The 26708-nt window shown below is 69.2% G+C and carries 23 protein-coding genes; 10 read left to right on the forward strand and 13 right to left on the reverse strand.

Going from position 1 to position 26708, the window contains the following annotated elements:
* Nucleotides 1–108: 108 nt before the first annotated feature.
* The 6 genes from U5S82_23660 to U5S82_23685 form a co-directional block, all read right to left on the reverse strand.
* Nucleotides 109–1086, reverse strand: coding sequence for an FAD binding domain-containing protein (locus U5S82_23660; protein ID MDZ7754563.1), 978 nt, complete (start codon nt 1084–1086; stop codon nt 109–111).
* Nucleotides 1083–3395 carry a xanthine dehydrogenase family protein molybdopterin-binding subunit gene (locus U5S82_23665; protein MDZ7754564.1) on the reverse strand — a complete coding sequence of 771 codons (2313 nt, stop codon included), beginning with the start codon at nt 3393–3395 and terminating at the stop codon, nt 1083–1085. Before U5S82_23665 ends, U5S82_23660 begins: the two co-directional genes overlap by 4 nt.
* A gap of 3 nt (nt 3396–3398) precedes the next feature.
* Nucleotides 3399–4052 carry a (2Fe-2S)-binding protein gene (locus tag U5S82_23670; protein ID MDZ7754565.1) on the reverse strand — a complete coding sequence of 218 codons (654 nt, stop codon included), beginning with the start codon at nt 4050–4052 and terminating at the stop codon, nt 3399–3401.
* Nucleotides 4053–4166: 114 nt separating this feature from the next.
* A complete protein-coding gene (locus U5S82_23675; protein MDZ7754566.1) occupies nt 4167–4868 on the reverse strand; it encodes an aspartyl/asparaginyl beta-hydroxylase domain-containing protein in 702 nt (233 codons plus the stop codon).
* Nucleotides 4869–4966: 98 nt separating this feature from the next.
* Nucleotides 4967–5932, reverse strand: coding sequence for a hypothetical protein (locus tag U5S82_23680; GenBank protein MDZ7754567.1), 966 nt, complete (start codon nt 5930–5932; stop codon nt 4967–4969).
* A complete protein-coding gene (locus U5S82_23685; protein ID MDZ7754568.1) occupies nt 5919–7112 on the reverse strand; it encodes a CDP-alcohol phosphatidyltransferase family protein in 1194 nt (397 codons plus the stop codon). Before U5S82_23685 ends, U5S82_23680 begins: the two co-directional genes overlap by 14 nt.
* Before the next feature lie 30 nt (nt 7113–7142).
* On the opposite strand from U5S82_23685, the gene U5S82_23690 reads away from it, so the two are divergent.
* Entirely contained in the window at nt 7143–8138 is a 996-nt protein-coding gene (locus U5S82_23690; protein ID MDZ7754569.1) for a metallophosphoesterase, read from the forward strand.
* Between the two features lie 5 nt (nt 8139–8143).
* On the opposite strand, the gene lptG is transcribed toward U5S82_23690, so the two are convergent.
* Nucleotides 8144–9205 carry an LPS export ABC transporter permease LptG gene (lptG, locus tag U5S82_23695; protein ID MDZ7754570.1) on the reverse strand — a complete coding sequence of 354 codons (1062 nt, stop codon included), beginning with the start codon at nt 9203–9205 and terminating at the stop codon, nt 8144–8146.
* A complete protein-coding gene (gene lptF, locus U5S82_23700; GenBank protein ID MDZ7754571.1) occupies nt 9202–10266 on the reverse strand; it encodes an LPS export ABC transporter permease LptF in 1065 nt (354 codons plus the stop codon). The genes lptG and lptF overlap by 4 nt, the downstream gene beginning before the upstream one ends.
* A gap of 189 nt (nt 10267–10455) precedes the next feature.
* Here lptF and U5S82_23705 point away from each other — a divergent pair, with 189 nt between their 5' ends.
* A complete protein-coding gene (locus tag U5S82_23705; GenBank protein MDZ7754572.1) occupies nt 10456–11232 on the forward strand; it encodes a phosphocholine cytidylyltransferase family protein in 777 nt (258 codons plus the stop codon).
* Nucleotides 11233–11377: 145 nt separating this feature from the next.
* Here U5S82_23705 and U5S82_23710 read toward each other — a convergent pair whose 3' ends face one another.
* Nucleotides 11378–12241: a nucleotidyltransferase family protein gene (locus U5S82_23710; GenBank protein MDZ7754573.1), complete on the reverse strand. Its 864-nt coding sequence runs from the start codon at nt 12239–12241 to the stop codon at nt 11378–11380.
* Complete coding sequence (locus tag U5S82_23715; GenBank protein MDZ7754574.1) at nt 12238–13404, reverse strand: N-acetyltransferase; 1167 nt, start codon at nt 13402–13404, stop codon at nt 12238–12240. The genes U5S82_23710 and U5S82_23715 overlap by 4 nt, the downstream gene beginning before the upstream one ends.
* A gap of 388 nt (nt 13405–13792) precedes the next feature.
* Between U5S82_23715 and U5S82_23720 the strand changes: the two genes are divergently transcribed.
* The 7 genes from U5S82_23720 (at nt 13793) to U5S82_23750 (ending at nt 21965) form a co-directional block, all read left to right on the forward strand.
* Nucleotides 13793–15562 carry a fatty acyl-AMP ligase gene (locus tag U5S82_23720; GenBank protein ID MDZ7754575.1) on the forward strand — a complete coding sequence of 590 codons (1770 nt, stop codon included), beginning with the start codon at nt 13793–13795 and terminating at the stop codon, nt 15560–15562.
* A 7-nt stretch (nt 15563–15569) separates the two neighbouring features.
* Nucleotides 15570–16493 (forward strand): NAD-dependent epimerase/dehydratase family protein, encoded by a 924-nt coding sequence (locus U5S82_23725; protein MDZ7754576.1) that lies wholly within the window; start codon nt 15570–15572, stop codon nt 16491–16493.
* 3 nt (nt 16494–16496) lie between these two features.
* A complete protein-coding gene (locus U5S82_23730; GenBank protein MDZ7754577.1) occupies nt 16497–16745 on the forward strand; it encodes an acyl carrier protein in 249 nt (82 codons plus the stop codon).
* The gene (locus U5S82_23735; GenBank protein MDZ7754578.1) at nt 16746–17954 is read left to right on the forward strand and encodes an aminotransferase class I/II-fold pyridoxal phosphate-dependent enzyme; all 1209 of its coding nucleotides are present in this window, start codon (nt 16746–16748) and stop codon (nt 17952–17954) included. It begins immediately after the preceding gene.
* A 195-nt stretch (nt 17955–18149) separates the two neighbouring features.
* A complete protein-coding gene (locus U5S82_23740; protein ID MDZ7754579.1) occupies nt 18150–19850 on the forward strand; it encodes an ABC transporter ATP-binding protein in 1701 nt (566 codons plus the stop codon).
* A 139-nt stretch (nt 19851–19989) separates the two neighbouring features.
* Nucleotides 19990–20595 carry a hypothetical protein gene (locus U5S82_23745; GenBank protein ID MDZ7754580.1) on the forward strand — a complete coding sequence of 202 codons (606 nt, stop codon included), beginning with the start codon at nt 19990–19992 and terminating at the stop codon, nt 20593–20595.
* Nucleotides 20596–20696: 101 nt separating this feature from the next.
* Nucleotides 20697–21965, forward strand: a complete 1269-nt coding sequence (locus tag U5S82_23750; GenBank protein MDZ7754581.1) for a nucleoside transporter C-terminal domain-containing protein — start codon at nt 20697–20699, stop codon at nt 21963–21965.
* Between the two features lie 171 nt (nt 21966–22136).
* Here U5S82_23750 and U5S82_23755 read toward each other — a convergent pair whose 3' ends face one another.
* Nucleotides 22137–24284 carry a bifunctional (p)ppGpp synthetase/guanosine-3',5'-bis(diphosphate) 3'-pyrophosphohydrolase gene (locus tag U5S82_23755; GenBank protein ID MDZ7754582.1) on the reverse strand — a complete coding sequence of 716 codons (2148 nt, stop codon included), beginning with the start codon at nt 24282–24284 and terminating at the stop codon, nt 22137–22139.
* A gap of 4 nt (nt 24285–24288) precedes the next feature.
* Nucleotides 24289–24564 (reverse strand): SelT/SelW/SelH family protein, encoded by a 276-nt coding sequence (locus U5S82_23760; GenBank protein ID MDZ7754583.1) that lies wholly within the window; start codon nt 24562–24564, stop codon nt 24289–24291.
* 176 nt (nt 24565–24740) lie between these two features.
* Between U5S82_23760 and U5S82_23765 the strand changes: the two genes are divergently transcribed.
* A complete protein-coding gene (locus tag U5S82_23765) occupies nt 24741–25664 on the forward strand; it encodes an amidohydrolase family protein (GenBank protein MDZ7754584.1) in 924 nt (307 codons plus the stop codon).
* Between the two features lie 19 nt (nt 25665–25683).
* Here the strand turns inward: U5S82_23765 and U5S82_23770 are convergent, their stop codons facing one another.
* Complete coding sequence (locus U5S82_23770; protein MDZ7754585.1) at nt 25684–26688, reverse strand: metal-dependent hydrolase; 1005 nt, start codon at nt 26686–26688, stop codon at nt 25684–25686.
* Nucleotides 26689–26708: the final 20 nt, after the last annotated feature.

Consider the following 26708-nt stretch of genomic DNA (forward strand, 5'->3'; position numbering starts at 1 on the left):
TTCCAGGGATGAATTTAATGCGCATTAAAATGCGACAACACGCGCTCCCGGGACGTTCCCTGCGGGCGGCCACGAACCGGGTCCATCGCCCCCCCGCGGGGGGCGGGGTTAGCGGGGACGGGCCCTGGCGAGTTCTTCCATGAGCATGCCCTTGAAGAGGGGCACCTTGTAGGCGTTGTGGGTCATGGGCACGGCGTCGGCCATGGCGACGTCGGCGGCCTCGCGGATGTGGGCCTCGTCCAGGGGATTGCCGCGCAGCGCCTCCTCGGCGGCCGTGGCGCGCCACGGTACCGGCGCGGCGGCGGCCAGCACCACCCGGGCCTGCCCCACCGTATCGTCCTCCAGGGTCAGGGCCAGGGCGCAGCCGGCGATGGCGAAGTCCCACGAGCGCCGGGTGCGGATCTTGCGATAGCTGTTGTAGAGGCCGGGGGGCGGCGCCGGGATGCGCACCTCGGTGATGATCTCGCCGGCCTCCAGCACCGTCTCGCGGGTGGGATCGTCCGCGGGGGCGACGTGGAGTTCCGCCACCGGGACCCGCCGGGTGCCGTCGGGACCGTCGATGATCACCGCGGCATCGAGGGCCATGAGGGCCGGTGCCAAATCCGAGGGATGGACGATGAAGCACTGGGCCCCGCCCAGGATGGCATGGTGCTGGTTCTCGCCGTTCACGGCGAAGCACCTGTAGCCGCCCTTGCGCAGGCAGGGGAAGTCGCCGCGGTAGTACCAGCAGCGGGGCTTCTGGCACAGGTTGCCGCCCACGGTGCCCTGATGGCGCAGCTGGGGGCTGGCCACGGCCGCGGCGGCCTGGGCGAGGCCCGGGTAGCGTCCGGCCACCATGGGGTTCTCGGCCAGGGCGGTGATGGTGGTCATGGCACCGATGGCGAGGCCGCCGTCCTTCCCCTCCCGCACTCCCGCGAGGCCCTCGATATCCGCCAGGCTCACCACCGTGTCCACGGCGTAGACGCCGTCCCGCAGGCAGCCCAGCAGATCGGTGCCGCCGGCATGGACAGCCGCCCCGTCGGCTGCGGCGCTGGAGATGGCAGCGGCCACGGAGCGCGGCCGCACGTAGGCGAATGGCGCAGTCATGGCTGGCCCTCCTGGTGATGGATACGGGCGACGAGGGTCTCGGGGTTGATGGGCGTGTCGGACATGCGCACCCCCACGGCGTCGTACACCGCGTTGGCGATGGCCGCACCGGTGGGGATGGTGACCGGCTCGCCGAGGCCCTTGGCCCCCACGATGTTGGCCTCCCGGTCGTTCAGCATCACCGGCGCCGACACCACCTCGTCAGGCACGTCCAGGGCGGTGGGCAGCTTGTAGTCGTGCCAGCTCTTGTTGCACAGCTTGCCGGTGGGCCCGTCCAGCACCCGTGATTCCGTCTGGGCGAAGCCGACCCCCATGGTGATTCCCCCCACCACCTGGCCGTCCCAGGTGAGGCGGTTGATGACCCGCCCGCTCTCGTTGGTGCCGAGCATGCGCAGCAGGCGCACCTCGCCGGTGCGGGTATTGACCTCCACCTCGCAGAACTGGGCCGCGAAGGGGGTGATGCTGACGTCGTCGCGGTTGGGCCGGCGTTCCCCTACCCCTACCACCACCTTCTGATTCTTCAGGGCATCGAGGTCGGTGATGGCCACGGCCTCAAGGCCGTCGGTGGTCTCCAGGCGGTCGCCGGCGAAGCGGATCTCCTCGCGCGAGCGTCCCAACTGGGCGGCGGCCATGTCCATGAGCTGGTCCTTCACCGCCAGGCAGGCGCGGCGTACGGTGGGGGCCTCGGTGGGCACCGTCTTGCTGCCCCCGGAGGGGGTGGCGAACTGGGTGGTGGCGGTATCGGCGTGCTCCACCTGAATGGCGTCGGGGCCCATGCCGAACTCCTCCGCCACTACCATGGCCATCACCGTCTTGGTACCGGTGCCGATGTCCGAGGCCCCCATGTTGAGGTTGGCGGTGCCATCGACGTAGAGGCGCAGGATCACCGTGGCCGGCGGGCCGCCATCGCCCACGAACCAGTTGGCGGCGGCCATGCCCACGCCGCGCCGCACATGGCCCTCGCCGTTTCCGGAAGCCTTGGCCTGCTGCCAGCCGAAGGCCGCGGCCCCCTCCTCGATGCAGCGCCGCAGGCCGTCGGTGGTGTAGGGCTTGTCACCGCGGGCCTGGGAACCGCCGGGGATGTTCTTCAGCCGCAGGGCCACCGGGTCCATGGCGAGCTCGGTCGCCAGCTCGTCCATCATCTGGTCCATGGCCCACGAGCACTGGACGTAGCCGGGGGCGCGGAAGGGACGGGCCGGCTGGGCGTTGATATAGACGTCCTTCAGGTGCGTGCGCACGTTGGGGCAGCGATAGAGGTCCTTGGCGATCCAGTCCAGCAGGGCGGTGCCGCCGGCCCGGTAGGCACCGCTGGCCCCCGTACCCTCGAAGTGGATGGCGGTCAGGGTGCCGTCCTTCTTCGCCCCCACCCTGAGGGTCATGAGGGTGGGCGGCCGGTTGCCCTGGGTGAGCAGGGTCTGCTCCCGGGTCAGGAACAGTTTCACCGGCCGATTGATGCGTTGGGCCATCAGGGCCGCCGCCACGGCGTACTTGTCGGTGCGCAGCTTGGAGCCGAAGGCCCCACCCACGTAGTGGCCGATGACCCGCACCCGGGCCAGGGGCAGGCCCAGCACCTCGGCCAGCTCGCCCTGGATGGCGAACACCCCCTGGGTGGACTCCCACACCGTAAGCCGATCGCCGTCCCAGCGGGCCACGCAGCCATGGGGCTCGAGGGGCGTCTGCATCTGACTCTCCACGCGGTAGCTGCGCTCCAGCACCACGTCGGCCGCGGCGAAGCCCTGCTCCACGTCGCCCCGGGCATCGTCGGACTCGCCCGCCAGATTGCCGTCGGGATGGACGCCGGGGGCGTCGTCATCCAGGGCACGGGCCACGTCCGACACGAAGGGCAGCTCCTCGTACTCCACGGCGATGGCGCGCAGGGCGTCGGCCGCCCGGTAGGGGGAGTCGGCGGCCACCGCCGCCACCGCCTCGCCCTCGAAGCGGCAGTGGTCCTCGAACAGCCGGCCCTGATGGCCGTCGCCGTACGACCAGGCGGGATTGGCGTCGCCGGTGTTGCGGCTGATCACCGCGTAGACGCCGGGCATGGCCGCGGCGGCGGCGGTGTCGATGGACTTCACCCGGGCGTTGGCGTGGGGGCTGCCGAGCATGGCCCCGTAGACCATGCCGGGGAGCACCACGTCCGAGGGGAATACGGCCGCCCCGCTCACCCGCTCATAGCCATCCACCCGGGGGCGGCGCTGCCCCACCACCCGGGTGCGCTCCCCCCAGGGCTCGGCCTCGCCTGCGGCGCCCGCGTCGGGGGCCTGAGTAAAGGGGATTTGGCCTTCGATGCCTTTTCCTTCCTCTGCCATGGCTCACCTCTTCCTGTGGCGGGCGGCGTCGGCCACCGCGTTGAAGATATGGGCGTAGGCGCCGCAGCGGCACAGGTTGCCGCTCATGGCATGGCGGATCTCCTCCCGCCCCGGGGACGGATTCCTGCGCAGCAGCCCCTCCGCCGCCATCACCTGGCCGGGCGTGCAGTAGCCGCACTGCAGGCCGTCCTCCTTGACGAAGCTGGCCTGCACCTGGCCCAGGGTCTCGCCGTCCATGAGCCCTTCGGCGGTCTCGATGCGCCGGTCCACGGCCTCCACCGCCAGGGTCAGGCAGGCGTAGCGCGGGACGTCGTCCACGAGCACGGTACAGGAGCCGCATTCGCCCCGCTCGCAGCCCATCTTGGCGGCCGTGAGCCCGAGGCGTTCCCGCAACACGAACAGCAGGCTCCAGCGCGGCTCCACCAGCAGGCGCTCGCTGCGGCCGTTGATATCGAGGGTGATGGGCACCGTCTCGCCCGCCTCGAGACGGGTCTCCGAGCCCTCTTCCGCACCGGCCTGCCCGGCGGCGTAGGCACCGGGGCCCATGGCGAAGGCGACGGTGCCCATACTCGAGGACTTGATGAAGGCCCGGCGGCTCAACTTCTGCCCGCCCCGGCGGCCGCTACCGCCGGCCCTGTCTCTGATGTCATCCGCCATGAAGCATCCTCCCGTCTGATTCCAGACAACCCTGGTGGGCCGGATGGCGCAGGACCGGATGGCCCACCAGACCGTTAATCTGACATAAGCCGCCCGGCGCGCAATTGAGGTCCGTCAATCCCCCCAGCGGCGCTCCCAGGCCTGCTGGTTGCGGCGGGCGTCGCGAATGAAGGGAGACCAGCGGATGAGGGCGAGCACCAGGCGGTTGAGGGCGGAGGCGGGAAAGGCCAGGGGCCGGCGCACGTCCAGGAACAGCACCACCCGGGTGCCGTCGGTGTCGTTCTGCACCGCATGCTTGTAGGTGTCGTCGAACACCAGGCAGCGGCCCTCCTCCCAATGGGCCTCCTCGTCCCCCACCTGGATGCGGCAGCGCTCCCGGGGCTCCGGCACCATGAGGGCGAGGTGACAGCGCACCACACCCTTGTAGGGCCCGCGGTGGCGGGGGATGTGCTTGCCCGGGGCGAGGATGGAGAAGAAGGCCGTCATCATGCCGGGCACGGATTCCACCAGGCGGGTGGTCTCGGGACAGCGGGCGCAGTTGCCGGGCATCTTGTAGCCGTAGCCGTAGAGGAAAAAGGTCTTCCAGCGGTCATCCTGGGTCAGGTTGGTCTGGTCCCTGGAGATCTCCTGGAAGCTGGGCAGGCGCTCGGGATCCTGCATCACCCCTTCGAGTTCTTGCCGCACCACCCGCCAGCGTGCCTCCAGCTCGCGGGTCCAGGGGAAGTCCCGGTTGTCCAGGAAGGGCGCCGTGCCCACCAGGGACTGGCGCTCCAGGAAGCGCTCGATACGCTTGATGACCCACAGGCCCACCCGCACGCTGGCTGGGGCGGTGACGTTTTTTCTGCGGTGGATTCGCCGTCTGTTCCATGATTACCATGATCCTCCGCGTTCGTGGGCGCTGTCCAACCCCAATCTCAATGCAGCACCCGGGCCCGCAGCAGCCGCCACACCGTGCGCAGGCCAAACACCACCGGGTGGCGCCGCATGGCGGCCGTGACCGGCACCGCCATGCCGGTATGGCGCTCTACCTTCCAGGCGGCGTAGTCCACCCCGCCCTGGAAGGTGAAGGCCGCCTTGATCAGGCGGGCCAGGGACAGCAACCGGCCCTGCCAGCGCCGCAGCCACCAGCGGCGGCGACAGCCACGCCGGCTCAGGGTCGTTCCCGGCCCCTGGCGATATACCCCCTCTCCCACCGCCACGAGGAGCGGCGCGGGCCCCGCGGCCGCGGCGGCCGTGCGGGCCGCGCAGGCCGCCGCCTCCAGCTCCGCCAGGCGCGCGGCGCGACCCCGGTCCTCGGGCCGCAGTTCCGCCGCGTAGCTTAGTTCCAGCCCGACCCGCCACAGGGTGCCGGCCTCGAAGGGAGACTCCACACAGGGCGCCGTGTGGGTGATGAAGGTGCGCACCGCCGTGGTCAACGCGTTCTCCAGACGGGCGTGGGCGGCCCCATCCCGGGCGTTGGCCAGACGCACGGGCTGGGCGAAGCGGCCCCACAGGTAGGAGTGGAACCAGCGGCCCACGCCGCGTTCCAGATCCGCCAGGGACAGCACCCCATACTTGACCCGGATGGGCCCCTGGGGGGTGGCACACTCCATATAGAACACGTTGGGGGGCAGCCAGGCGTTGACCCACCGCAGCCATGGCTTGTCGTAAGCCGCGGCGTAGCCATCCACCACCGCGTAGGCATCCACAAGACCATCCCGCGGATCACCGCTGCGCAGGCAGGAGCCGTAGAACAGCACCCCCGCCAGGTTGGCGCCGAAACGCCCCCGGAGGGCGGCTGTCACGTGGTGCAGATCCTCAGAAAAGGGGGCGGCCGCCTGGGCCGCCACCACCGCCCGCAGGGGGTCCGGGGCCCCCGCCGTATCCTCAGCTCCTGCCACCATCATCGCCCAGGCGGGTGAAGGTGCGCACCGCCAGGTCCCGGGGCCCGCGGCCCGGCCCCACCCGGCTCAGCCACGAGTCCAGGGGGGCCCGCCGGCGCACCACCAGGGCCATGGCCAGGCGCAGCGCCAGCACCCCCGTGGACAGCACATGCCAGGCCATCACCGCCCACAACCCCAGGTCCGGCCGCCCCGCCGCCCAGCCCACGGTCAACAGGATCAGGTTGGGATTGCGCCGCGCGGTGATGAGACGATTGAAGGAGTCGAAAGGCCGCCACACGAACATGGAAAAGGGGGCCAGCCCCGGATGGAAGGCGCCCTCGCACAGGCGCCCCCCCAGATAGGCGGCGAAGATCAGTACCAGGGTGGCTTGAAGCCCCGGGGTCAGGTCCCAGGAGGCGGCGAGCCCGAGGCCCCAGGCCAGGTACCACAGGGGTGGATGGATCAGGTCGAGCCCGTGGTCCAGGATGTCGCCCAGGCGGCTGGAGGTGACGGTCACCCGCGCCAGCTTGCCGTCCACCGTATCCAGGAAGGTCATGACCCAGCCCGCCAGCAGTCCCACGCCGAAGGCACCTTGATAGAAGGCGATCCCCGCCACCACCGCCAGCACCAGGCTGAGGACGGTGACATGGTTGGGCTGGATGCCGAGAGCCACACACCAGCGGGTGACGGCCCGTGCCGGGGCCGGCCACAACCACTTGGTGACCCCATCCGTGACGCCCTTGTAGGCGCCGGCAAACAGTTCCCGCTCCAGCCACGGGGCGTTGGTGGCGGAGATGGATTGCACCCGGGGCGGGCTGTGGCTCAGCAGCTTCGCGTCGTAGCCCCCCACCAGATCCCTGGACCCCACCACGGGGATATCTGCAAACGCCGGGGTATGGCCTTGCTGCAACGCGGAACGCAAGGTCGACAGTTGCCCGGCCGGGCCCCGGGCGGCCACCGGAACACCATCTTCGCCCGCCAACAGCAGGGGCGTATCACCCGCCGCCAGGGCCTGCACCACCCGGGGATCGAAGTGATGATCCCCCCGCAGGACCAGGGCCGTCCCGGGCTCAGGGACCGACCCGCCGGCATCCGCAAGACGCACCTCTGGAAACGCCGCCAGGGTGCGCCGCAGGCGCTCCTGGCCGCCGAGGCCCCATAACCGCACCTCGCTGTCTCCGATGATGTCGACGATCATATTCTCAGGAACCTTCCTAAGGACCTGGGGATGTCCGAACGACGACCCCTCGAGGGCGGCGAGTATAATCACTCCATGGCCCCCCGCATAACCGAAGCCCCTGGCGGCGAAACCTTCACTCTCGCTCATCTGTCGGATCCCCACCTCACGACCCTGGACGGTGTGCGGTGGCCGGAGTTGCTCGGCAAGCGGCTTTTGGGCTACCTGTCCTGGCATCGGCACCGGCGACACATCCACCTGCCGGAGGTCCTGGAACGCCTCACGGCGGATATCCACCGCCAGGCACCGGATCACCTGGTCATCACCGGCGACCTCACCCAGATCGGCACCCCTGGCGAGTACCGCCAGGCCCGGGAATGGCTGGGCCGCTGCGGCGAGCCCGCGGCGGTGACCGTCACCCCCGGCAACCACGATACCTACGCGCCCGCCCCCCGGCTGGCCACCCTCGGATTGTGGCAGGCCTACATGACGGGAGACGACGGCTCCATCACCTTTCCTTTTTTGCGCCGGCGCGGTCCCGTGGCGGTGATCGCCCTCTCCAGCGCCCTGCCCACGGCACCCCTGCTGGCCAGCGGGCGCCTGGGTCCCGGCCAGCTGGCGGCCCTGGACCACATACTGGAGGCCGCCGGCCGCGAGGGCCTGTCCCGGGTGGTCCTTATTCACCACCCCCCCATGGCCGGCGTGGTGAGCCGCCGCTGCGGTCTGGACGATGCCGGCGCCTTCGCCGACGTGCTGGCCCGCCGGGGCGCCGAACTGGTGCTCCATGGCCACACTCACCGCAGCACACGGGGTTACCTGCCCGGGCCCGCCGGTGCCATCCCCGTCATCGGCGTGCCCTCGGCATCGGCGCAGGATGCACGGGACGGGCGCGCTGCCGCCTATCACCTCTACCGCCTGAGCCGCATGGCGGGTGGCTGGCGTATCGACGTGCGCTGCCGGACCCTCGACGCGGCCTCCGCCACCCCGCGCGACGGTCCATCCTGGCAGTTCGAGGTCGCCGCACCAGCGGTTTCCGCCAATTCCTGAGGCCCTCAGCCCGGCCCCTGGCGGCGCAGCACCAGGAGTGCGACAGCGAGCATCGCAAGGGCCGGACCCAGGGTCACCAGCGCCGGCGCCAAACCCACCACCAGCCCTGCCTGCCCACCCAGCTGGGCCAGGAGGAAGAACGAGATGCCGGTGACGGCCCCCAGCAACAGGCGCGCGCCCAGGCCACTGCGCGGGGTGCCGAACACGAAACCGAGGGCCAGAAGCGCCATGGCCAGGGTATTGATGGCCGCCGCCAGCTTCTGCCACAGCACCAGGGCGTACTGACCCGACGGGCGCCCTGCGGCCTCCAGGTAGGCGATGTAGCGAAACAGTTCCAGGGGAGCGAGGCTCTCTGCCGCCAGTTGCAGGCGGGTGATGCGGCCGATGCCGGTGGGGGGACGCCATTCCAGGGTATGCTGGTGACGGGGCTCGGCGCCGGCAGAGAACGTCTTGACGGTCACATCGCGCAACAGCCAGAGGTCCTCGGCGATGATGTCCGCATGCCCGGCGTGGACGAAGCGCGCCAGGGCCATATCGGGGGCGAGCTCCATCAACTCGAGGTCCGCGGGCACCCGCCCGTGGCGCATGTCGCCGATGCGCAGGATCACGTGGCCGTCCCGCAACCACCAGTCACGTCCCGTCTCGCCACTGTCCCCCATGGCCCGATTGCGCGCCTCCAGGGCGGTGTAATCGAGGGTCGGGGCAATAAACTGCTCCAGGGCCACCAGGATCACCACCAGCACCACGGCGGCCTCGACCACCGTTACCGCCAGACGACGCACCGACAACCCGGCCGCCCGCATGGCCACCAGCTCCTGGTGGTTGGCCAGTCCGCCGAGGGCGGCGATACCGCCCATGAGGGCCGCGAAGGGCAGCAGTTGGGCGAGGCGGCGGGGCATGGCCAACAGGGTCTGCCAGGCCGCGTCCAGGGTGCCGAAACTGCCGTCCCCCACGTCCTCCAGCTGCTCCACCAGATCCATGAACCCGAACAGGCCGAGCAACACCGCCGCGGCCAACCCCGTGCCCATGAGCAGAGCACCCACCAGATAGCGATCCAGCAGCGTCATGGGCGCCCCCTGCGCGGCCGGTAGACCACCGCCAGGACCAGCGCCAGCAAGGCGTGAGGCCACCACAGGCCGGGCAGCGGCGGCACTGCGCCCTGCTCGACCCAGGTACGGGCCACGCTGCCCAGGTTGTAGTACACGCCGTAGGCCACCACGGCGAGGAAAACCCGCCCGTAGCGCCCGCGCCGCGGCGCCGAACGGCTCAGGGGCACGGCCAGCAATGCCAGCAGCACGGTGGCGGCGGGGCGGGACAGGCGCCACTGGTACTCGGCCACATCATGGGGCGAATCGGAGTCCGCGAGTTCGGCCGTGGGCGCCGCCTTGCGCTTGTAACCCAGCACGGTTTCCGTCTCTTCGAGATGCAGGGTCAGGCGCTTGAAACGCAACACCAGGCGGGTGCGCCCCGTGGCCTCGAAGCGATAGGCGCTGCCCTGCTCGAGGACGAGAGTGGAAGGCCTGCCCGGGACCGGCTGCGGCTGCTCGGCGCTGCGGGCGAGAAAGATGTCCCGGTGCTCGCCGTCACGCCGGTAGATATAGACCTCCTCGAGGCGGCGCGCGGCGGCGTCCACCCGCCGGGCATGGATCACCCGCTCACCGTCCCCGTCGCTCTCGAAACGATCGGCACGCACACGGTCCACCAGGGATTCGGCCTCCTCCCGGGCCTCCAGGACGTAACTCATGTCATAGGCCCACGGACGGACCTCCAGGGCCAAGGCCCCCGCGGCCATCCCCAGGGGTACCGCGAGCCAGGCCACCGCCACCAGCAACCGACCCTCGCCGACCCCCACGGCCTGCAGGGCCACCAGTTCCGAGTCGCTGTGCAGGCGCCCGAGGCCCATCACTACGGCCAGGTAGAGGGCCAGGGGCAGCAGTACCTCGAGGGCGATCAGGGTACGCAGACCCACGAGCTGGAACACCGCCTCCAGACTCAGGGTCTCGCTGGCCGCCTCGGCCATGAAGCGCATGGAGCTGAAGCTCGCGAACAGGATCGTGAGCACCACGGCCACGGCGAACCAGACGACGGCGATCTCGCGAATGACGTAACGATCGATCAGGCGGGGCATGGCAGAGGGCGAAGGGAAGGGGTCGCAGACGGCGGGCGCGCCGCCCCGGACCGCGCGGAGAATAGTACTCGTGGGCTCACCGTATTAAGAACCGTATTAAGATATGATATTTTGTTTGCGGACAATACCGACAACCCCAGGCGCGGCCTTCCGGCGTCGCGCCGTAACGCATCCCGACGACAAGGTCCCATGAATCGATTCATCTCCTCCACGGTCCGCCGCGTAGTCATACTGAGCGCAGGCCAGGGCAAACGTCTGCGGCCCCTGACCGACGGCTGCCCCAAGTGTGCCCTCGATATCGGCGGCAAGACCGTCATCGAACGGCAGATCGATGCCCTGCTGAACGCCGGACTGGAGGAGATCCATCCGGTGCTCGGCTACGGCGCCGCCGAGGTGGAAACCTTGCTGGCCCGGCGCTACGGCAGCGAGCGGGTACGACCCGTATTCAATCCCTTCTTCGAAGTGGCGGACAATCTCGGCAGCTGCTGGATGGCCCGCGACAAGATGACCGAGGATTTCCTGCTGCTGAACGGCGACACCCTGTTCGAACCCGGCGTCCTGACCCGCGTGCTCAATTCCCCCCGGGCCGACATCATCCTGGCGGTGGACCACAAAGCCCATTACGACGACGATGACATGAAGGTACAACTGGACGGCGACCGCCTCCAGGCCGTCGGCAAGGACCTCACGCCCTCCCAGGCCAACGGCGAATCCATCGGCATGGTGTTGTTTCGCGACGCCGGTCCCGCCATCTTCGCCAATGCCCTGGAAGATGCGGTGCGGGACCCCACGGGACTGCGGCGCTGGTACCTGTGGGTCATCAATTCCCTCGCCCGCTCGGGCGCGGTGGGTACCTGCTCCATCGCCGGCCTGCGCTGGGCCGAGCTGGACTTCCCCAAGGATCTGGCGGACATGGAGGCCCTGGTGGGTGCCGAAAGCGATATGAGCGCCGGCGCCGCGGGCTGAACATTGTTCGATTGTTCAATTTGTTCGACTGGCCTTCTTCGGACTTGGCGAGAGATCCGTTCCGCATAGCCCTGCGAAATTTAGAACGACTTTGCCCTGGACACCTCCCTGCGCCACTCGACAGGCTGAATTTCTCAGCGTTTTCTCAGGTCCCCCGCGCCCGTACGGCTTCGTCGCTGATCTGTTGCGGAGACGCGTCGTGCCCGCCCGCCGGGGCAACGCCGCGACGCGCCAGCGTGGCCTCCACCTGGTGCAGATCCGCCACCGTGTCCACATCCAGGCCGGCCTCCGGCGCCGTCAACTCCACCGCCCTCACCCGCACCTCGAGATGGCGTGACAGGCGCGCCATGGCCCGTTCCACCGACAACCATCCGAGGCCATACTGCATCAGGGCGAGAGGCCCCAGGGCCGCGGCGATGAGGCGCCACGGGCGCTTGCGCCGGGACTCCACACCCTGCCAGTAGCCCACCACCCGACGCCCGGCAGGGGTGGGAAAGGCGAACAGGTTGGTGCCGCAAAAGCCGCCATCGCGAAACCGGGTCACCGTACGGCGCGTGTCCGGAAAGGCCGCCCGGACCCGCTCGTGTCTCACCAGGCCCACCACCGCATCGCCCCCCGACGCCGCCGCCAGGCGCAGAAAGTCATCCACCAGCGCGGGTCCCAGCAGGGCATGATCGGCGGTGGTGATGAGTACCGGATCTGCCCCACCGATCAGGCCCAGACCGGCCATCGCGCTGGCGCTCGGGCCCGTACCCGGCGGCACCCAGTCCACCACCCCGGGCCGGATACGCCCCTGCAAGGCAGCAGATCCCATGACGGCGTCCCGGGTCGGGCCGCACAGCACCACCCGCCCCACGCCGTCACTGCGAGCCAGGGCGTCGAGCACCCGCAGCACCATCGGCACCCCGGCCACTGGGGCCAGGGCCTTGCACGGCGTGCCGGCCGCCCCCGCCACGGCATCCCCCGGACCGCGATCGCCGGCCAGGACCAGGGCCGCAAAGGGCGTCACGCCGTCACCGGACCGCCCGGTCCCGGCCCGGGAAGATGCCGTTGGTAGAGCCGATAGCGCTTGTAGATCCGACCGCCAAAGGATTCGAGGATGGTGCGCACGCCGGTGTTGTGCTCCAGGATCCAGGACAGTTCCACCCCCCTGATGCCGCGCCGCACCAGGGCCGCCTGCACCGCCGCGATCACCCCCATGGCCAGGGCCGCCCCCAGGGGCCCGTGCTGATGTTCTCGCCGCACCCCCATGAGGGGAACCCGGCCCTGGCGGGGACGATTACCCCCGAGGCGCCACAGCAGCCGCGCCCATCCCAGGGGCAGCAGGCGACCGTTCAGGTCACGGATGGCGTGGTTGAGGTCCGGCATGGCGACGACGAATGCCGCGGGCTCGCCGTCCAGTTCGGCGATCTGGATGAGATCGTCAGGCAACAGGAGCTTGAGGGTCTGGCCCAGGTCGTCGAATTCCGCCTCGGTAAAGGGCACGAAGCCCCAGTTGTCCGCCCAGGCATCGTTGAACAACTCCCGTAACGTAGCCAGTTCCATCTTGAACTCGCGGCGCCGCAGGGTGCGGACGCGAACCCGCCGGGAGAAACGCCGCAACACCGCCTCCATGGCCCGGGGATGGACGAAATCCGTATGGATCCAGTAGGCCAGCAGGTCCACCGCACCCTCATAGCCCCGATCTTCGAGATGGCGGTCGTACCACGCCCCGTTATGGGGCATCATCACCACCGGCGGATGCTCGAAGCCCTCCACCAGCACCCCGCACTCCTGGTTGATGGAGAAACTAAAGGGCCCCGTGACCCGCCGGGTGCCGCGGGCCGCCAGCCAGGACTCGGCGGCCTGCAACAGGGCCGCGAAGACCTGCGGGTCGTCCACGCCGTCCAGGAAACCGAAGTGTCCCGTATCCTCGCCATGGTGCTGGCGATGGAGGCGGTCCACCTGGGCGCTGATACGCCCCACCGGGCGACCGTCACGCACGGCCAGCCAGCCTTGCCACTCGGCGTGGCGAAAATAGGGATTGCGCGCACTCATATGAAGGCGGCGTTCCAGGTGCAGGGGCGTAATCCAGGCCGGATCGTCGCCATGGATGTATTGAGGCACCCGCAGGAACGCCCGCAGGTCCCTGGCACGGGCCAGGGGAAGGACTTCCAGGACTCCGCCCGGCATCTTGTGATTCATTATCGTGGTTTTGAAACCTTATTGCCCGCCGGACGGTCGCTATGGGGACAGGATCCTCACGGGAGCCTGAGTAAAAACTAAGGAAAATCGTCGCCGAATATGGCAACATTATGAACTTATGGCGACATGATAATAAAATTAGGTGTAAGGGAGGTCCGGATCGCGCCCATGACATACGCAAGCAAGGCTTTGCGTACTGACGACTTAAACGCCCTCGCAACGACCGTGAGTGCATCGATTATATCGATTATTCGGTGCGCCGCGGCGTGGTGTATGGCTGGCAATCCCTTCAGTGGCCGGCGGCCGCCGCAGATTTCAAAGCTTGGCATTTATTTTGCCAGGTAATCCAGCATTGACCAGGAGGACAGAACCTTTGATGGCATCCCCCACGCCCACTGAAGACGGCCTCATGCCGCGTCCAGACGGGTCCGCGACCCTCGTGGAGGCCTTGAACCATGCCGCCGGCGGCGACAAGGGCTACAACTTCTACGATGCGCGCGGCCGGCTGCGGGAGGTCCTGCCCTATGGTGAACTCAAGCAGCTGGCCGAGACCACGGCGCGGCGCCTGCGCACCCTCGGTCTCGTGCCCGGCGACCGCGTGGCCATCGCCCTGGATACGGAGGCGGCCTTTCCGATCATCTTCTTCGGTTGCCGCTATGCGGGTCTGGTACCGGTGGCCCTGCCCATGCCGGCGCACCTGGGCAGCCACCGCGCCTACGTGGAGCAGTTGCGGGGCCTGGTGCGGGCCTGCGACGCCGCCCTGGTGGTGGCGGGCTCCGGGGTCGAGGGCTTCGTGGCAGAGGCCCTGGCGGAACTGCCGGACGTCGCCAGCTACAGCCCCGCGGAGCTGGCGACCGTGGCGGAGGACCCGGGTCCCCTGCCGGCGCAGGGACCGGACGACGTGGCCTACATGCAGTTCACCTCCGGCAGCACCCGCTTTTCCCAGGGTGCTGTGATCACCGAGCGTGCGGTGTTGAGCAATCTGCGGGGTACCATCGAGCATGGCCTGCGCATCACCCCCAGCGACCGTTGTGCCTCATGGCTGCCCTTCTACCATGACATGGGGCTCGTGGGCTTCCTGCTGACGCCGGTGGTGGCCCTCATGTCGGTGGATTTCCTGAAGCCCCGGGACTTCGGTGTCAGGCCCCTGCAATGGCTCAAGATCATCAGCGCCAACCGCTGCACCATCGCCTTCGGCCCGCCCTTCGGCTATGACCTGTGCCGCCGCCGCGTGCGCGGCTCCCAACTGGAAGGCCTGGACCTCTCCTGCTGGCGAGTCGCGGGCGTGGGGGCGGAGATGATCCGGCCGGCGGTGCTGGCGGAGTTCGCCGCCCAGCTCGCGCCGGCGGGTTTCGACGCCCGCGCCTTCGTGGCGGCCTACGGCCTCGCCGAGGCCTCCCTGGCGGTCGCCTTCGCACCCCTGGGCCACGGCATCGAGGCCATGACGGTGGACGCGGATGCCCTCACCGATGAGGCCATGGTGGTATCACCCCGCAAGGCCGGCGCGCGGACCCTGGAACTGGTGGACTGCGGGCACGTGCTCCATGAGCACGAGGTGGTCATTCGGGACGACGACGACCAACCCATGCCGGACCACCACATCGGGCGGGTCACCGTCAGCGGACCCAGCCTGATGCAGGGCTATTTCCGCGCCCCTGAGGCCACCCGTGAAGCCCTCCACCCCGACGGCTGGCTGGATACCGGGGACCTGGGATGCATGGTGAAGGGGCATTTGGTCATCACCGGCCGGCGCAAGGATCTGATCATCGTGAACGGCCGCAACATCCTGCCCCAGGATCTGGAATACCTGATGGAGACCCGCCTCGAGACCCGCTCCGGTGACGCCTCCGCCTTCGCCGTGCCCGGACCCGATGGCGGCGACCAGGTGGTATTGGTGCTGCAGTGCCGCACCCAGGCCCCCGACGAACGGGCCGCCCTGGTAAAGCGCATTCAGCATTTGGTCTACGAGCACAGCGGCGTGCACTGCGAGGTGGATCTCGTCCCCCCCCAGACCCTGCCGCGCACCTCCTCCGGCAAGCTGTCCCGATCCGCCGCGCGCAAGGATTATCTGCAACGGGTGCAGCGCGGCGATGCCCCCACCAGCATCCTGCCCCAGACGGTTGAATCCGCCGCCGGCGCCGCCTGAAGCGGGGATGTCACGCACCATCGCCATCACAGGAACCACCGGGTTCATCGGCTCCCATCTGATGACTGCCCTGCTGGAGGACGGCTGGTCGGTGCGGGCGTTGATCCGCCACCCCCCACCACCCGGGGACCATGGGGTGGAGTGGGTGACGGGGGATCTGGACGATCGTGACGCGTTGCACGACTTGGTGCAGGGCGCTCAGGCGGTGGTGCACTGTGCCGGGCGGGTGCGTGGCCGCACTGCCGCCCAGTTCGACCACGTCAACGCCGAAGGCACCGAGAATCTCGTGAGCGCGGCGACCGAGCAACCCACCTGGCCGCGGTTCCTGTTGCTGTCGTCCCTGGCGGCACGCCAGCCCAAGCTGTCCTGGTATGCCGCCAGCAAGCGCCGGGCCGAGGAACTGCTGCTGCTCCACGGCGACGCCATGCCCTGGACCATCCTGCGTCCCACGGCGGTCTACGGCCCCGGCGATCGGGAGATGCTCGGCCTATTCAAGGCCATGCGCCGCGGCCTGCTCCCCGTACCGGGAGATCCGGCGGCCCGCATCACCCTGATCCATGTAAAAGACCTGGTGGAGGCCATCCTGTGCTGGGCGCGGGCGGACACGCCGCCCCGAGGGCGCTTCGAGCTCCACGACGGCACCCCCGATGGTTACGGCTGGGCCGATCTGACGGCCATCGCCGCCACCGCCTGGCGCCGGCCGGTGCGCCGCCTGCCCATTCCGTCAGGGCTGCTGCGCGGCGCCGCATGGGTCAACCTGGGTCTGGCACGGCTGCTGGGCTACGACCCCATGCTCACGCCCGGCAAGGTACGGGAGTTGCGCCATCCCGACTGGCGCTGCGACAACACGCACCTCACCCAGGCCGTGGGCTGGTCCCCGCGCATCACCCTGTTGGACAGTCTGCGCGGCGACATGGCCGCCCTCACCTGAGCCATGGAAGCACATCCCCAGCTCAAGACGCGCCTGACGGCCCTGTTGCGACAGCTGGCGGACCATGACGTGGCCATCGACGAGGATACGGATCTCATCGATGAGCTGCGCCTGGACTCCGTCAAGGTCCTGGACCTGGTGCTGGAGATAGAAGACGAGTTCGATGTCTCCATCCCCCTGAACAGCCTCGCCGACGTACGCACCATGGGGGATCTGGCACGACTCATCGTGCACTACGGTGAGACAGACTGAATGGCCCTGCTCACCAAACTGGGGCGTGTCGCCGCCGAGCGTGACCGCCTGGCGGCCACCGGCATCGATCCCTTCGCTACCGCCATCGAGGAACTCTACTCGCCCACGGAGGCCCGCATCCAGGGCCGGCGAGTGATCCTGGCGGGTACCAACAATTACCTGGGCATCACCTTCGACGACGCGTGCATCGCCGCGGCCCGGGAGGCCCTGGAACGTGACGGCACCGGCACCACCGGCTCGCGCATGGCCAACGGCAGCTATACGGGTCACAAGGCCCTGGAGCTGGAATTGGCGGCGTTCTACGAAATGCGCTCCGCCATCGTCTTCTCCACCGGCTACCAGGCCAACCTGGGCATGATCTCCGGCCTCGCCGGTCCCGGCGATGTGGTGCTGCTGGACGCCGACTGCCATGCCAGCATCTACGACGGCTGCCGCCTGTCGGGGGCCGACGTCATGCGTTTCCGTCACAACGATGTGGCGGGCCTGGACCGGCGCCTGGAACGGCTCGGTAAGCGCCGCGAGCAGACCCTGGTGGTGGTGGAGGGGCTCTACAGCATGCTCGGCGACCGGGCCCCTTTGGGGGAGATCGCTGCCGTCAAGCGCGCCCACGGCGTGATGCTCATGGTGGACGAGGCCCATTCCCTCGGCGTACTCGGGGCCCGCGGACGGGGTGCGGTGGAGGCGGCGGGTGTGATGGCGGACACCGACTTCGTGGTGGGCACTTTCAGCAAGTCCCTGGGCAGCATCGGCGGCTTCTGCGCCAGCGACCACGCCGAGCTCGACCTCATCCGTTATGTCAGCCGCCCCTATATATTCACCGCCTCCCCCGCACCCGCCGTCATCGGTGCCGTGCGGGCCGCCCTGGCGGTCCTGCAGACCCGCCCGGAACTGCGGCGGCGCCTGTGGGACAACGCCGGGCGCCTGTATGACCGGCTCGAAGCCCTGGGCTATGCCGTAGGCCCCGAGCCCGGCCCGGTGGTGGCGGTGACCCTGGACGACACGGCCCAGGCCCTCTCTCTGTGGCAAGGGCTGCTGGCCCACGGCGTCTACGTCAATCTGATGCTGCCGCCGGCGACGCCCGGGACCCAACCCCTGGTGCGTTGCAGCGTCAGCGCCGCCCACACCACGGCCCAGATCGACGCCATCGGCGATGCCTTCGCGACCCTGGGTCAGGTGCTCGAGGGGGCCGCGACCACCACTCATCCATGACCGCCTGGCGGCGTCACGGTGACCAGGACCCCGCCCTCGCGCGGCGGATGATGGAGGGGTCGCCGGAGTCACTCCCGGCCCGCGCCTTACCGGCATCCGCCCGAGGCCGTCGGGCATAGTCCTGAGTTGGCGAGCGGCCACCCCCGTTTTGCGACGCCGTCATTCCACCCCCACCTCTACGGAGCCCGAACGGCCATGGGCATGATGATCGACCTCGTCCGCGCCCATCCGCGCCGCAGCCTGCTGATACTACTGGCCATGCTGCTCGCCGGCGTGGCCGAGGGTCTCGGCCTGTCCACCCTGCTGCCCCTGCTCGGAACGGCGGTGGACCAGGACGCCGCCCCCAGTGGCATCGCCCTGTACGTCACCGATACCCTCACGGCCCTGGGTATCACCCCCACCATCGGTGCCATGCTCATGGTCATCGTACTGGGTATGGTGATCAAGAGCCTGCTGTTGCTCATCGCCAACCGCCAGGTGGGCTACACGGTGGCCCAGGTGGCCACGGATCTGCGCCTCGAACTCATCGACGCCCTGCTGGCCAGCCGCTGGTCCTATTTCATCCAGCAGTCCGGCGGTGCCCTCGCCAACTCCCTGGCCACCGAGGCCTATCGCGCCGCCACCGGCTTCCAGTACGGCGCCACGGTCTTCGCTCTCGCCATCCAGGTGATGGTCTACGTGGCCCTGGCCTTGATGGTGTCCTGGCAGGCCACCGTGGCATCCCTGGTGCTAGGGTTATTCATGGTGACGGTGCTCTACCGCCTGGTGCGGGCGGCCCGGCGCGCCGGCCACAGCCAGACCCTGCTGCTGCGCTCCCTGCTAGGCTATCTCACGGACGTCCTGGGCGGCATCAAACCCTTGAAGGCCATGGGCCGCGACCACGCCGCCGACGCCCTGCTGCGCCGGGACACCGCCCAGCTCAATCGCGCCATGCGCCGGGAGGTCATCAGCAAGGAGGGCCTGCGGGCGCTGCAGGAGCCCATGCTGGCGGCGTTCGTGGCCCTCGGCCTCTATGTCGCCCTGGAACACCTGGGTCTCACCCTGCCGGCGGTGATGATGCTGGCCTTCGTGCTGGTGCGGATCCTGACCCTGGTGAACCGCATGCAGCGCCGCTATCAGCAGTATGTGATCCAGGTCAGTGCCTATCACGCCCTGCAGGACACCATTGCCCAGGCCCGCGCCGCCGCGGAGGGGGTCACCGGTACCACTCCCCCGCGACTGTGCCGGGACATCCACCTCGACGATGTGTGGTTCGGCTACGGCGAGGAAACGGTATTGCGAGGTCTGGACATGGTGTTCCCCGCCGGCAGCTTCACCACCCTCACCGGCCCCTCGGGGGCCGGCAAGAGCACCCTGCTCAATCTCCTGTGCGCCCTCGCCGAGCCGCAACGAGGCGTCATCCGGGTGGACGGCATCCCCCTGGTCGAGTTGGACCGCAGGGCGTGGCGGCACCTCATCGGCTACGTGCCCCAGGACACGGTGTTGTTTCACGAGACCGTGTATCACAACATCACCGTGGGTCACCCTCATCTGACCCGGGATGATGCGGAGTGGGCGTTGCGCCAGGCCGGGGCCTGGGATTTCGTCTCGGCCCTGCCCGAGGGACTGGACACGGTGGTGGGAGAACGCGGTGATCGCATGTCCGGCGGCCAGCGCCAGCGTATCGCCATCGCCCGGGCCCTGGTGCACCGGCCGCGACTGCTGATCCTCGACGAGGCCACCAGCGCCCTCGATGCCGACAGCGAGGCCCGCATCTGCCATGCCCTCAGCCACCTGCAGGGCGAGCTCACCATCGTCGCCGTGACCCACCGTCCTGCCCTCGTGGCGGCGGCCGATCGAGGCTACCGGCTCTCCCAGGGCACTGCCGTTCCTGAGCCCGTCGCCATGGAGGCATAAGCGACCCGCCGCGGGCCATTGCCCTTGCTCGCTGCCGTGAGGCTCCCTACCATGGGACGGGAGCGTTGCCGGGCCGCAGTTTTTTCCCACCGCACATGATGGCGCGGCAACGTACACCCACCAACAAAGAGGAATATCCATGAAACTGACTTCACTGCTGGCCATCGGTGCCCTGACCTGTTCCGCCATGACCGCCGTCGCCGAGGAAGCGGTCCAGGACGCCGCGGCCGAGTCCGAAAGCGCAGCGTCCATGAGCGTGGCACCCGAGAGCAAGGCCCCGGAGAACATGGCCCCGGAGAACATGGCCAGGTCGGGCAAGAAATGCGACCACAAGAAGAAGATGCATGGCATGAAGCCGGGCGACAGGCGCCAGATGTCAGGCCCCGGTATGGGCCCCATGGGGGGCCAGGGCAGGTATCCGGGGCCCATGTACGGCCAGTACCCGGGCCGCCCGGGGCCCATGATGTATGGCCGCCAGGGTCCCATGGGAGACATGACCGGTCCCCAGGACTCACCCTATGAGACCACCATGTCCCCGCCCCGCGGCATGATGGGCCACGGCCCCCGCCCGATGATGGGCCGCGGTCAGGGTGACGGCCCCATGATGGGACGGGGCATGGGCCAGGGTATGGGCCAGGGCATGGGCCCCCAGGCCATGGAAAAACGCCTGGAGGCCATGGAAGACCATCTCGCCAACATCGAGAAACTGCTCCAGAAGATGGTGGACCTGCAGCAGAAGCAGTAGCCGCCCGAGCACCGGCCCCGGCATGACCCGCCACCCCGGGGTCCGGTGCTCCCGGCCGCCTCACCCCGCTCCCACTCTCTCCCGACCCGCGAGGCCATGTCCTGGACGCCACGGCAGCCCTAGCCGCCCAGGCCGTTCCCGGACTGCAGTCCCTGGCGGGCATCATCATCCTGCCTTTGATGGCGTGGGCCGCGAGCGAGCGCCGCGACGCCTTCGTGTGGCGTGTCCCCGCCGCCGGCCTGGCCGTGCAATTCGTCCTGGCCCTGGTGTTGTTGAAGGTCCCCTTACTGCAGGGCCTGTTCGTCGCCCTCAACGAACTCATGCTGGCCCTCCAGGCCGCGACCCGGGACGGCACCGCCTTCGTGTTCGGCTACCTCGGCGGCGGTGAACCGCCCTTCGAGGAGCGGCCCGGCGCCAGCAGCTTCATCCTCGCCTTCCAGGCCCTGCCCCTGGTGCTGGTGCTGTCGGCCCTGTCGGCCCTGCTGTTCCACTGGCGCATCCTGCCGGCGCTGGTGAGCCTGTTCGCCTTTGCCCTGCGGCGTACCCTCAACGTGGGCGGTGCCCTGGGTGTGGGGGCCGCCGCCAACGTGTTCGTCGGCATGGTGGAGGCCCCCCTGCTGGTGCGTCCGTACATCGCCCGCTTGACCCGAGCCGAGCTGTTCGCCCTCATGACCTGCGGCATGGCCACCATCGCGGGTACCGTGATGGTGCTCTACGCCTCGGTGCTCGCACCCATCCTGCCGGATGCCATGGCCCACATCCTCACGGCCTCCATCATCTCGGCCCCTGCCGCCATTACCGTGGCCCGCCTCATGGTGCCCGACGCCGGTACCGCCACTCCCGGCGACATGGCGGACCCCGATCCCGCCGCAGGCCCCATGGACGCCATCACCCGGGGCACCCTGGCGGGACTGGAACTGCTGCTCAACATCGTCGCCATGCTGATAGTGCTGGTGGCCCTGGTGAGCCTGGTGAACCTGTTGCTCGGCGGGCTGAGCCTCCCGAGCCTGCAGGCGCTGCTGGGATTCCTGATGGCCCCGGTGGTGTGGCTCATGGGCATACCCTGGAACGAGGCCGTCACCGCAGGCAGCCTCATGGGCATCAAGACCGTCCTCAACGAGCTGTTGGCCTACGCCGCCCTGGCGGAACTGCCCGCCGGCGCCCTCGGCGAACGCAGCACCCTCATCATGACCTATGCCCTGTGCGGCTTCGCCAACTTCGGCAGCCTCGGCATCATGATCGGCGGCCTCGCCACCATGGCGCCGCAACGCCGCACCGAGATCGTCGGCCTGGGTTTCAAGGCCGTGGTGGCGGGCACCCTGGCCACCTGTCTCACCGGCGCGGTGGTGGGCGTGGTGACCCTGATATGAATAAAAAATCTCCGTGCCTCTGTGCCTCCGTGAGAGGAATATTTGCTGTTCTTGGCGCTCTTGGCGAGAGGCAATTTTCCTTCTCTACACCCACGAATTCTGCTGACGAGCCATGCGGAAATGCCGGTTTTCTCCGGCGCCTCCTGCGGGCCCCGCCGGCGGCGGTAGCGCTCAGCGCGCCACGCGACGCACGTCGAGGACGTTGGACACCCGGGCCAGGCGCCCCAGCACCCGCTCCAGGTCCTTCACGCCCCCGATCTCCAGGGTCAGGCCGATGTAGGCGCGGTGCGCCTCTCGATCGCTGCGGGAGTTCACGCCCAGGACGTTGACGCGGGCGTCGGCGAGGACGCGGGTAACATCGTGCAGCAGCTCCCGCCGGTCCAGGGCGACCAGCTCCACGTCCACCGGGTGGGTCTCGGCCTCCTCCGGGCCCCACTCCACCTCCACCACCCGTTCGAAACGGCTCGCCGCGAAGCGCCGCAGGTTCGGGCAGTCCCGGCGGTGGATGGTGACGCCCTGGCCGCGGGTGATGTAGCCCGCGATGGCGTCGCCGGGCAGGGGCATGCAGCAGCTCGCCAAGCGGGTCAACAGGTTGCCGACCCCCTGGATCCGAAGGCCGCGCCCGCGGGGCTCCGGCACCTCGCGGCGGCGCGGCGCGGTAGTCGGGGGCTCGGCGGGCTGCAGTCGCCCCGCCAGTTGGGTGGCCTTGAGATCGCCGGCACCGAGGGCGGCGAGGAAATCATCCACCTGCGCATAACCGCAGAGTCGTGCCAGGGCATCGTAAGCCATCCTGGTTTGGCCCAGGCGCTGGAGTTCACGCTCCAGAATGGAGCGCCCTGCGGCCAGGTTCTTGTCGAAGTCCTGCTGCTTGAACCAGCGCTGGATGTGGCCGCGGGCGCGTCGCGTATGGACGTAGCCGAGGTGGGGGCTGAGCCAGTCACGGCTCGGCCCACCGTGGCGGGCGGTGAGGATCTCCACCTGCTGGCCGCTCTCAAGCGGCCGGGTCAGGGGCACCATGCGACCGTCCACTTTGGCGCCGCGGCAGTGGTGGCCCACCTCGCTGTGGACGGCGTAGGCGAAGTCCACCGGCGTCGCGCCCCGGGGCAGGTCCACCACCCGTCCCGCCGGTGTGAACACGTAGACGCGGTCCTCGAAGACCTCGTCGTGGAAACGGTCCAGCAGATCCGTGGCATCCGCCGCCTCGTCCTTCCACTCCAACAATTGACGCAACCACAGGATCCGGGCCTCCATGCCCAGATCGGCCCGCACTCCCTCCTTGTAGCGCCAGTGGGCGGCCACCCCGAACTCGTTGTGCCGGTGCATCTCCCGGGTCCGGATCTGCACCTCCACCACCTTGCCGGCGGGCCCGATGACGGCGGTGTGGATGGACCGGTAACCGTTCTTCTTGGGGGTGGCGACATAGTCGTCGAACTCCCCGGGGATGTGGGGCCACAGGCCGTGCACGACCCCCAGGGCGCGGTAGCAGTCCGCGATATCATCCACCAGGATACGCGCCGCCCGCACATCCAGGATCCGTTCGAAATCAACATCTTTATCCCGCATCTTCTTCCAGATGCTGAAGATGTGCTTCGGCCTGCCGCTGACCTCCGCCGCGATGCCGTCGCGGGCCAGGGCCACCTCCAGGGTGGCGGTGAAATCGGCCAGGTAGCCCTCGCGGTCGACCCGCCGCTCCTTCAGGCGCGCCGCGATATCGCGGTAGGCCTCGGGCTCCAGCACCCGTAGCGACAGGTCCTCCAGCTCCCACTTCAGCTGCCAGATACCGAGGCGATTGGCCAGCGGCGCGAACAGATCCATGGTCTGGCGGGCGAAGGCCACCTGTTCCGCGGGCGGCCGCTCGCGCAGGGTACGCAGGCTGTGGACGCGGTCCGCCAGCTTGATGACCACCACGCGTACGTCTTCGACCATGGCCAGCAGCATCTTGCGCAGGCCCTCCGCCTGCAGGCCGTCGCGATGCCCGGCATCGTCCGCCACGGGCTGCTCCGGCAGCACGTCCATGCGCCCGAGGCCGGTCAGCAGGCGTACCACGCCGTCGCCGAAGCGCTCCCGCAGTAGTTCGTCATCCGGCCACCCGGCGGCGCCGGTCCCGGCGTGCAGCACGGTGGCCACGACGGCGTCGCCATCGAGGCCGAGGTCGTGGACCATGCGCGCCACCGCCAGGGCTCGCTCAAGGCCCGCGCCCGGATGGTTGGCCTCCACCAGCGCCACGGCCTGCCGCAGCCGGGTGGGCTGCGCGTCGGGCGGCTCCGCCATCACGCCCAGCCAGGCCTCCAGCCGGGGCTCGGGGGCGGGCCGCGTCATGTCATCAGCGGTCGGAATGACCGAGATCGCGCTCGGGCCACACCCGGTCGCGCACCAGTTGCTTGAGTTCCTTGCTGTCGGGAAAGCGCCCCTGGGCCTTCTTGGACCACAGGAGGTCATCCCCCAGATGCACCTCGAAGATGCCGCCGCCGGCGGGGATGAGGGCCACCTCGCCGAGGTCCTCGCCGAAGGTCATGAGCAGTTCCTGGGTCAGCCACGTGGCCCGCAGGACGAAGCGGCACTGGGCACAGTAGGTGATGGCGATGCGGGGTTTGGACATTTCGGGGGTCCGTCGATGGTGGGTCCGAGGCCATAAGCTAGCGCCCGGGACGGCGGGATGGAAGGCATTGACGGAGACTATCTCCCATGTTTTATTGAAAAATCCATGGGAGGCGTCGCCCCCTGCCCGCGACCATGAACCCCCAATGACTACACTGCCATCAGGAGGCCGCCGCCATGACGACAACCATACCCGCGGGCCCGACACCGCGACCTATACCGCGCCGGGAACGCCCCACCCCCCACCGGCTCCGCCCCTGGCCCCACCTGGCGCGACTGGGGCTCGTGCTCATGGCCCTGGGGCTGCCGTGGGACGGTCCGCGGGCGGATCCCCTGCCCATCTTCGACGTCCACCTCCATTACGATGCCGACCACCAGACCGTGGTGCCACCCGAGACCGCCTTGGGGATCCTCGACCGCGGTGGCATCGCCGCGGCCGTCGTGACGAGCCGGCCACCCGACACGGCGCTGGCCCTGCACGAGGCGGCGCCCGAACTTATAGTCCCCTTCCTCGGTATCTATCAGGACCGCGACGACAAGGAGAACTGGCACCAGGACGAGGACCTCCCCGGCCGCGTCGAAAAGCGACTGGATGACGGCCCGTGGGCCGGCATCGGCGAACTCCACATATTCGCGGAGCATCGCCGCAGCCCGGTATTCGGGCGCATCGTGGACATGGCCGCCGAGCGAGGGCTGGTGCTGCAGATGCACTGCGACCCCGCGGTCATCGATGCCCTGTTCTCGCGCCAGCCCGACGCCACGGTGATCTGGGCCCACGCCGGGCGCTACCCCTACCCGCCGTTGCTGAAGGACTACCTGGAACGCTATCCCGGCCTTCACATCGACCTCTCCACCCGCGACGACCGCCTGGGCGCCCAGGGCGGCATGGGCACCGCGTGGCAGGTGTTGCTGCTGGAGTATGAGGACCGCTTCATGGTGGGCGTGGACACCTACAGCGTGGGGCGCTGGGAGAGCTTCGGGAGTATCGTCGAAAAGACCCGATCCTGGCTCGATGACCTCCCCCGGGGCGCGGCGAAGGCCATCGCCTGCGACAACGCCGCCCGCCTGTTCGACCTGCCGGTGTGCGACACCGGGAGCTAGCCGAGGAACCCCTCGCGACTCAATCCACCCCGCGGCCCAGCAGCATGTCGACGAAGCGCTGGCGATCGGCCGCGCTCATGGCTCGATAGACCTCGTAGTCGGCATGACGATGGGGGGCCTCCGGGTCGAGCCGGATCCCCCACAGGGGATCGAGCCGGTCGGGCAGCATGGCGTAGCGCGCATCCCCCACCCCATGGGCACGCGTGGGGTCCAGAAAGAGGTAACCCTCGGAGAAGCGGGCGAAGCGCCGGATGTCTTCGCCCTGGACGGAATCGGGCGGCACCAGCGTCGCGTCCGTGCCGGGCGTGAATACGGCGACGCTCTCCCCCTCATAGATACGCGTACCCGTCACCCCCACCCGCACCGCATCCACATGGAAACGACCGGCGGCCTCATATACCGAGCGCCACAGCACCAGGTTCCCCAGGGTGGGCTTGACCAGCCCCCGCTCCACCTCATGGCCGCGGGTGGCCGCCAGCTCCGCCGCCGCGGCGGCGGCCCGTTCGTGCTGTACCACCCCGAGCAGCAGGTAGCCGGCCGCCAGGACCAGCCCCAACCGCGCGGCCCGCACCGCGTACCGGCGCAGGGCCAGCACCAGGGCCGTGATGAGGATCAGGGAGAACACGGGATCCACGATGGAGATGATGTTGAGGGCCAGGCGCCGCTCCACCAGGGGCCACAGCCAGTGGGTACCGTAGCTGGTACAGACATCCAGGAACCCCGCCAGGGCGAAACCCAGGAGGGCAAACAGATACAGGCGCGCGAAGGCCAGGCGGCGACGCAACAGGGGCCACAACACGACGGCGGCCACCAGGGCACCGGCGGGCACGAAGAACAGGGAGTGGGTGAAGTGGCGGTGATACTCGAGATAGAGCAGCGGGTCCGACGAGGAGCGGATGAGGGCGTCCGCATCCGCCAGCAGGGCGGCGCCGAAGCCCACCCCCGCCGCCACCCGCACCTCCTCGCGGCGCGCCCCGGCCTGGGCGCTGACGGCCCCCAGCAGGCCCTGGGTGAGAATATCCACGGCGCGTGTCGCGCAGGGGT

It is taken from the genome of Gammaproteobacteria bacterium, from assembly GCA_034522055.1.
Taxonomy (GTDB): domain Bacteria; phylum Pseudomonadota; class Gammaproteobacteria; order JAABTG01; family JAABTG01; genus JAABTG01.

Bases quoted from the DNA above. Each gene is read 5' to 3' on its own strand.
- U5S82_23765 (MDZ7754584.1), top strand. From the start codon at position 24,741: ATGACGACAACCATACCCGCGGGCCCGACACCGCGACCTATACCGCGC.
- U5S82_23735 (MDZ7754578.1), top strand. From the start codon at position 16,746: ATGGCCCTGCTCACCAAACTGGGGCGTGTCGCCGCCGAGCGTGACCGC.
- U5S82_23755 (MDZ7754582.1), bottom strand. From the start codon at position 24,284: ATGACGCGGCCCGCCCCCGAGCCCCGGCTGGAGGCCTGGCTGGGCGTG.
- U5S82_23760 (MDZ7754583.1), bottom strand. From the start codon at position 24,564: ATGTCCAAACCCCGCATCGCCATCACCTACTGTGCCCAGTGCCGCTTC.
- U5S82_23665 (MDZ7754564.1), bottom strand. From the start codon at position 3,395: ATGGCAGAGGAAGGAAAAGGCATCGAAGGCCAAATCCCCTTTACTCAG.
- U5S82_23705 (MDZ7754572.1), top strand. From the start codon at position 10,456: ATGAATCGATTCATCTCCTCCACGGTCCGCCGCGTAGTCATACTGAGC.
- U5S82_23690 (MDZ7754569.1), top strand. From the start codon at position 7,143: ATGTCCGAACGACGACCCCTCGAGGGCGGCGAGTATAATCACTCCATG.
- U5S82_23745 (MDZ7754580.1), top strand. From the start codon at position 19,990: ATGAAACTGACTTCACTGCTGGCCATCGGTGCCCTGACCTGTTCCGCC.
- U5S82_23685 (MDZ7754568.1), bottom strand. From the start codon at position 7,112: ATGATCGTCGACATCATCGGAGACAGCGAGGTGCGGTTATGGGGCCTC.
- U5S82_23715 (MDZ7754574.1), bottom strand. From the start codon at position 13,404: ATGCCGGGCGGAGTCCTGGAAGTCCTTCCCCTGGCCCGTGCCAGGGAC.
- U5S82_23670 (MDZ7754565.1), bottom strand. From the start codon at position 4,052: ATGGCGGATGACATCAGAGACAGGGCCGGCGGTAGCGGCCGCCGGGGC.
- U5S82_23740 (MDZ7754579.1), top strand. From the start codon at position 18,150: ATGGGCATGATGATCGACCTCGTCCGCGCCCATCCGCGCCGCAGCCTG.
- lptG (MDZ7754570.1), bottom strand. From the start codon at position 9,205: ATGACGCTGCTGGATCGCTATCTGGTGGGTGCTCTGCTCATGGGCACG.
- U5S82_23725 (MDZ7754576.1), top strand. From the start codon at position 15,570: ATGTCACGCACCATCGCCATCACAGGAACCACCGGGTTCATCGGCTCC.
- U5S82_23660 (MDZ7754563.1), bottom strand. From the start codon at position 1,086: ATGACTGCGCCATTCGCCTACGTGCGGCCGCGCTCCGTGGCCGCTGCC.
- U5S82_23730 (MDZ7754577.1), top strand. From the start codon at position 16,497: ATGGAAGCACATCCCCAGCTCAAGACGCGCCTGACGGCCCTGTTGCGA.
- lptF (MDZ7754571.1), bottom strand. From the start codon at position 10,266: ATGCCCCGCCTGATCGATCGTTACGTCATTCGCGAGATCGCCGTCGTC.
- U5S82_23720 (MDZ7754575.1), top strand. From the start codon at position 13,793: ATGGCATCCCCCACGCCCACTGAAGACGGCCTCATGCCGCGTCCAGAC.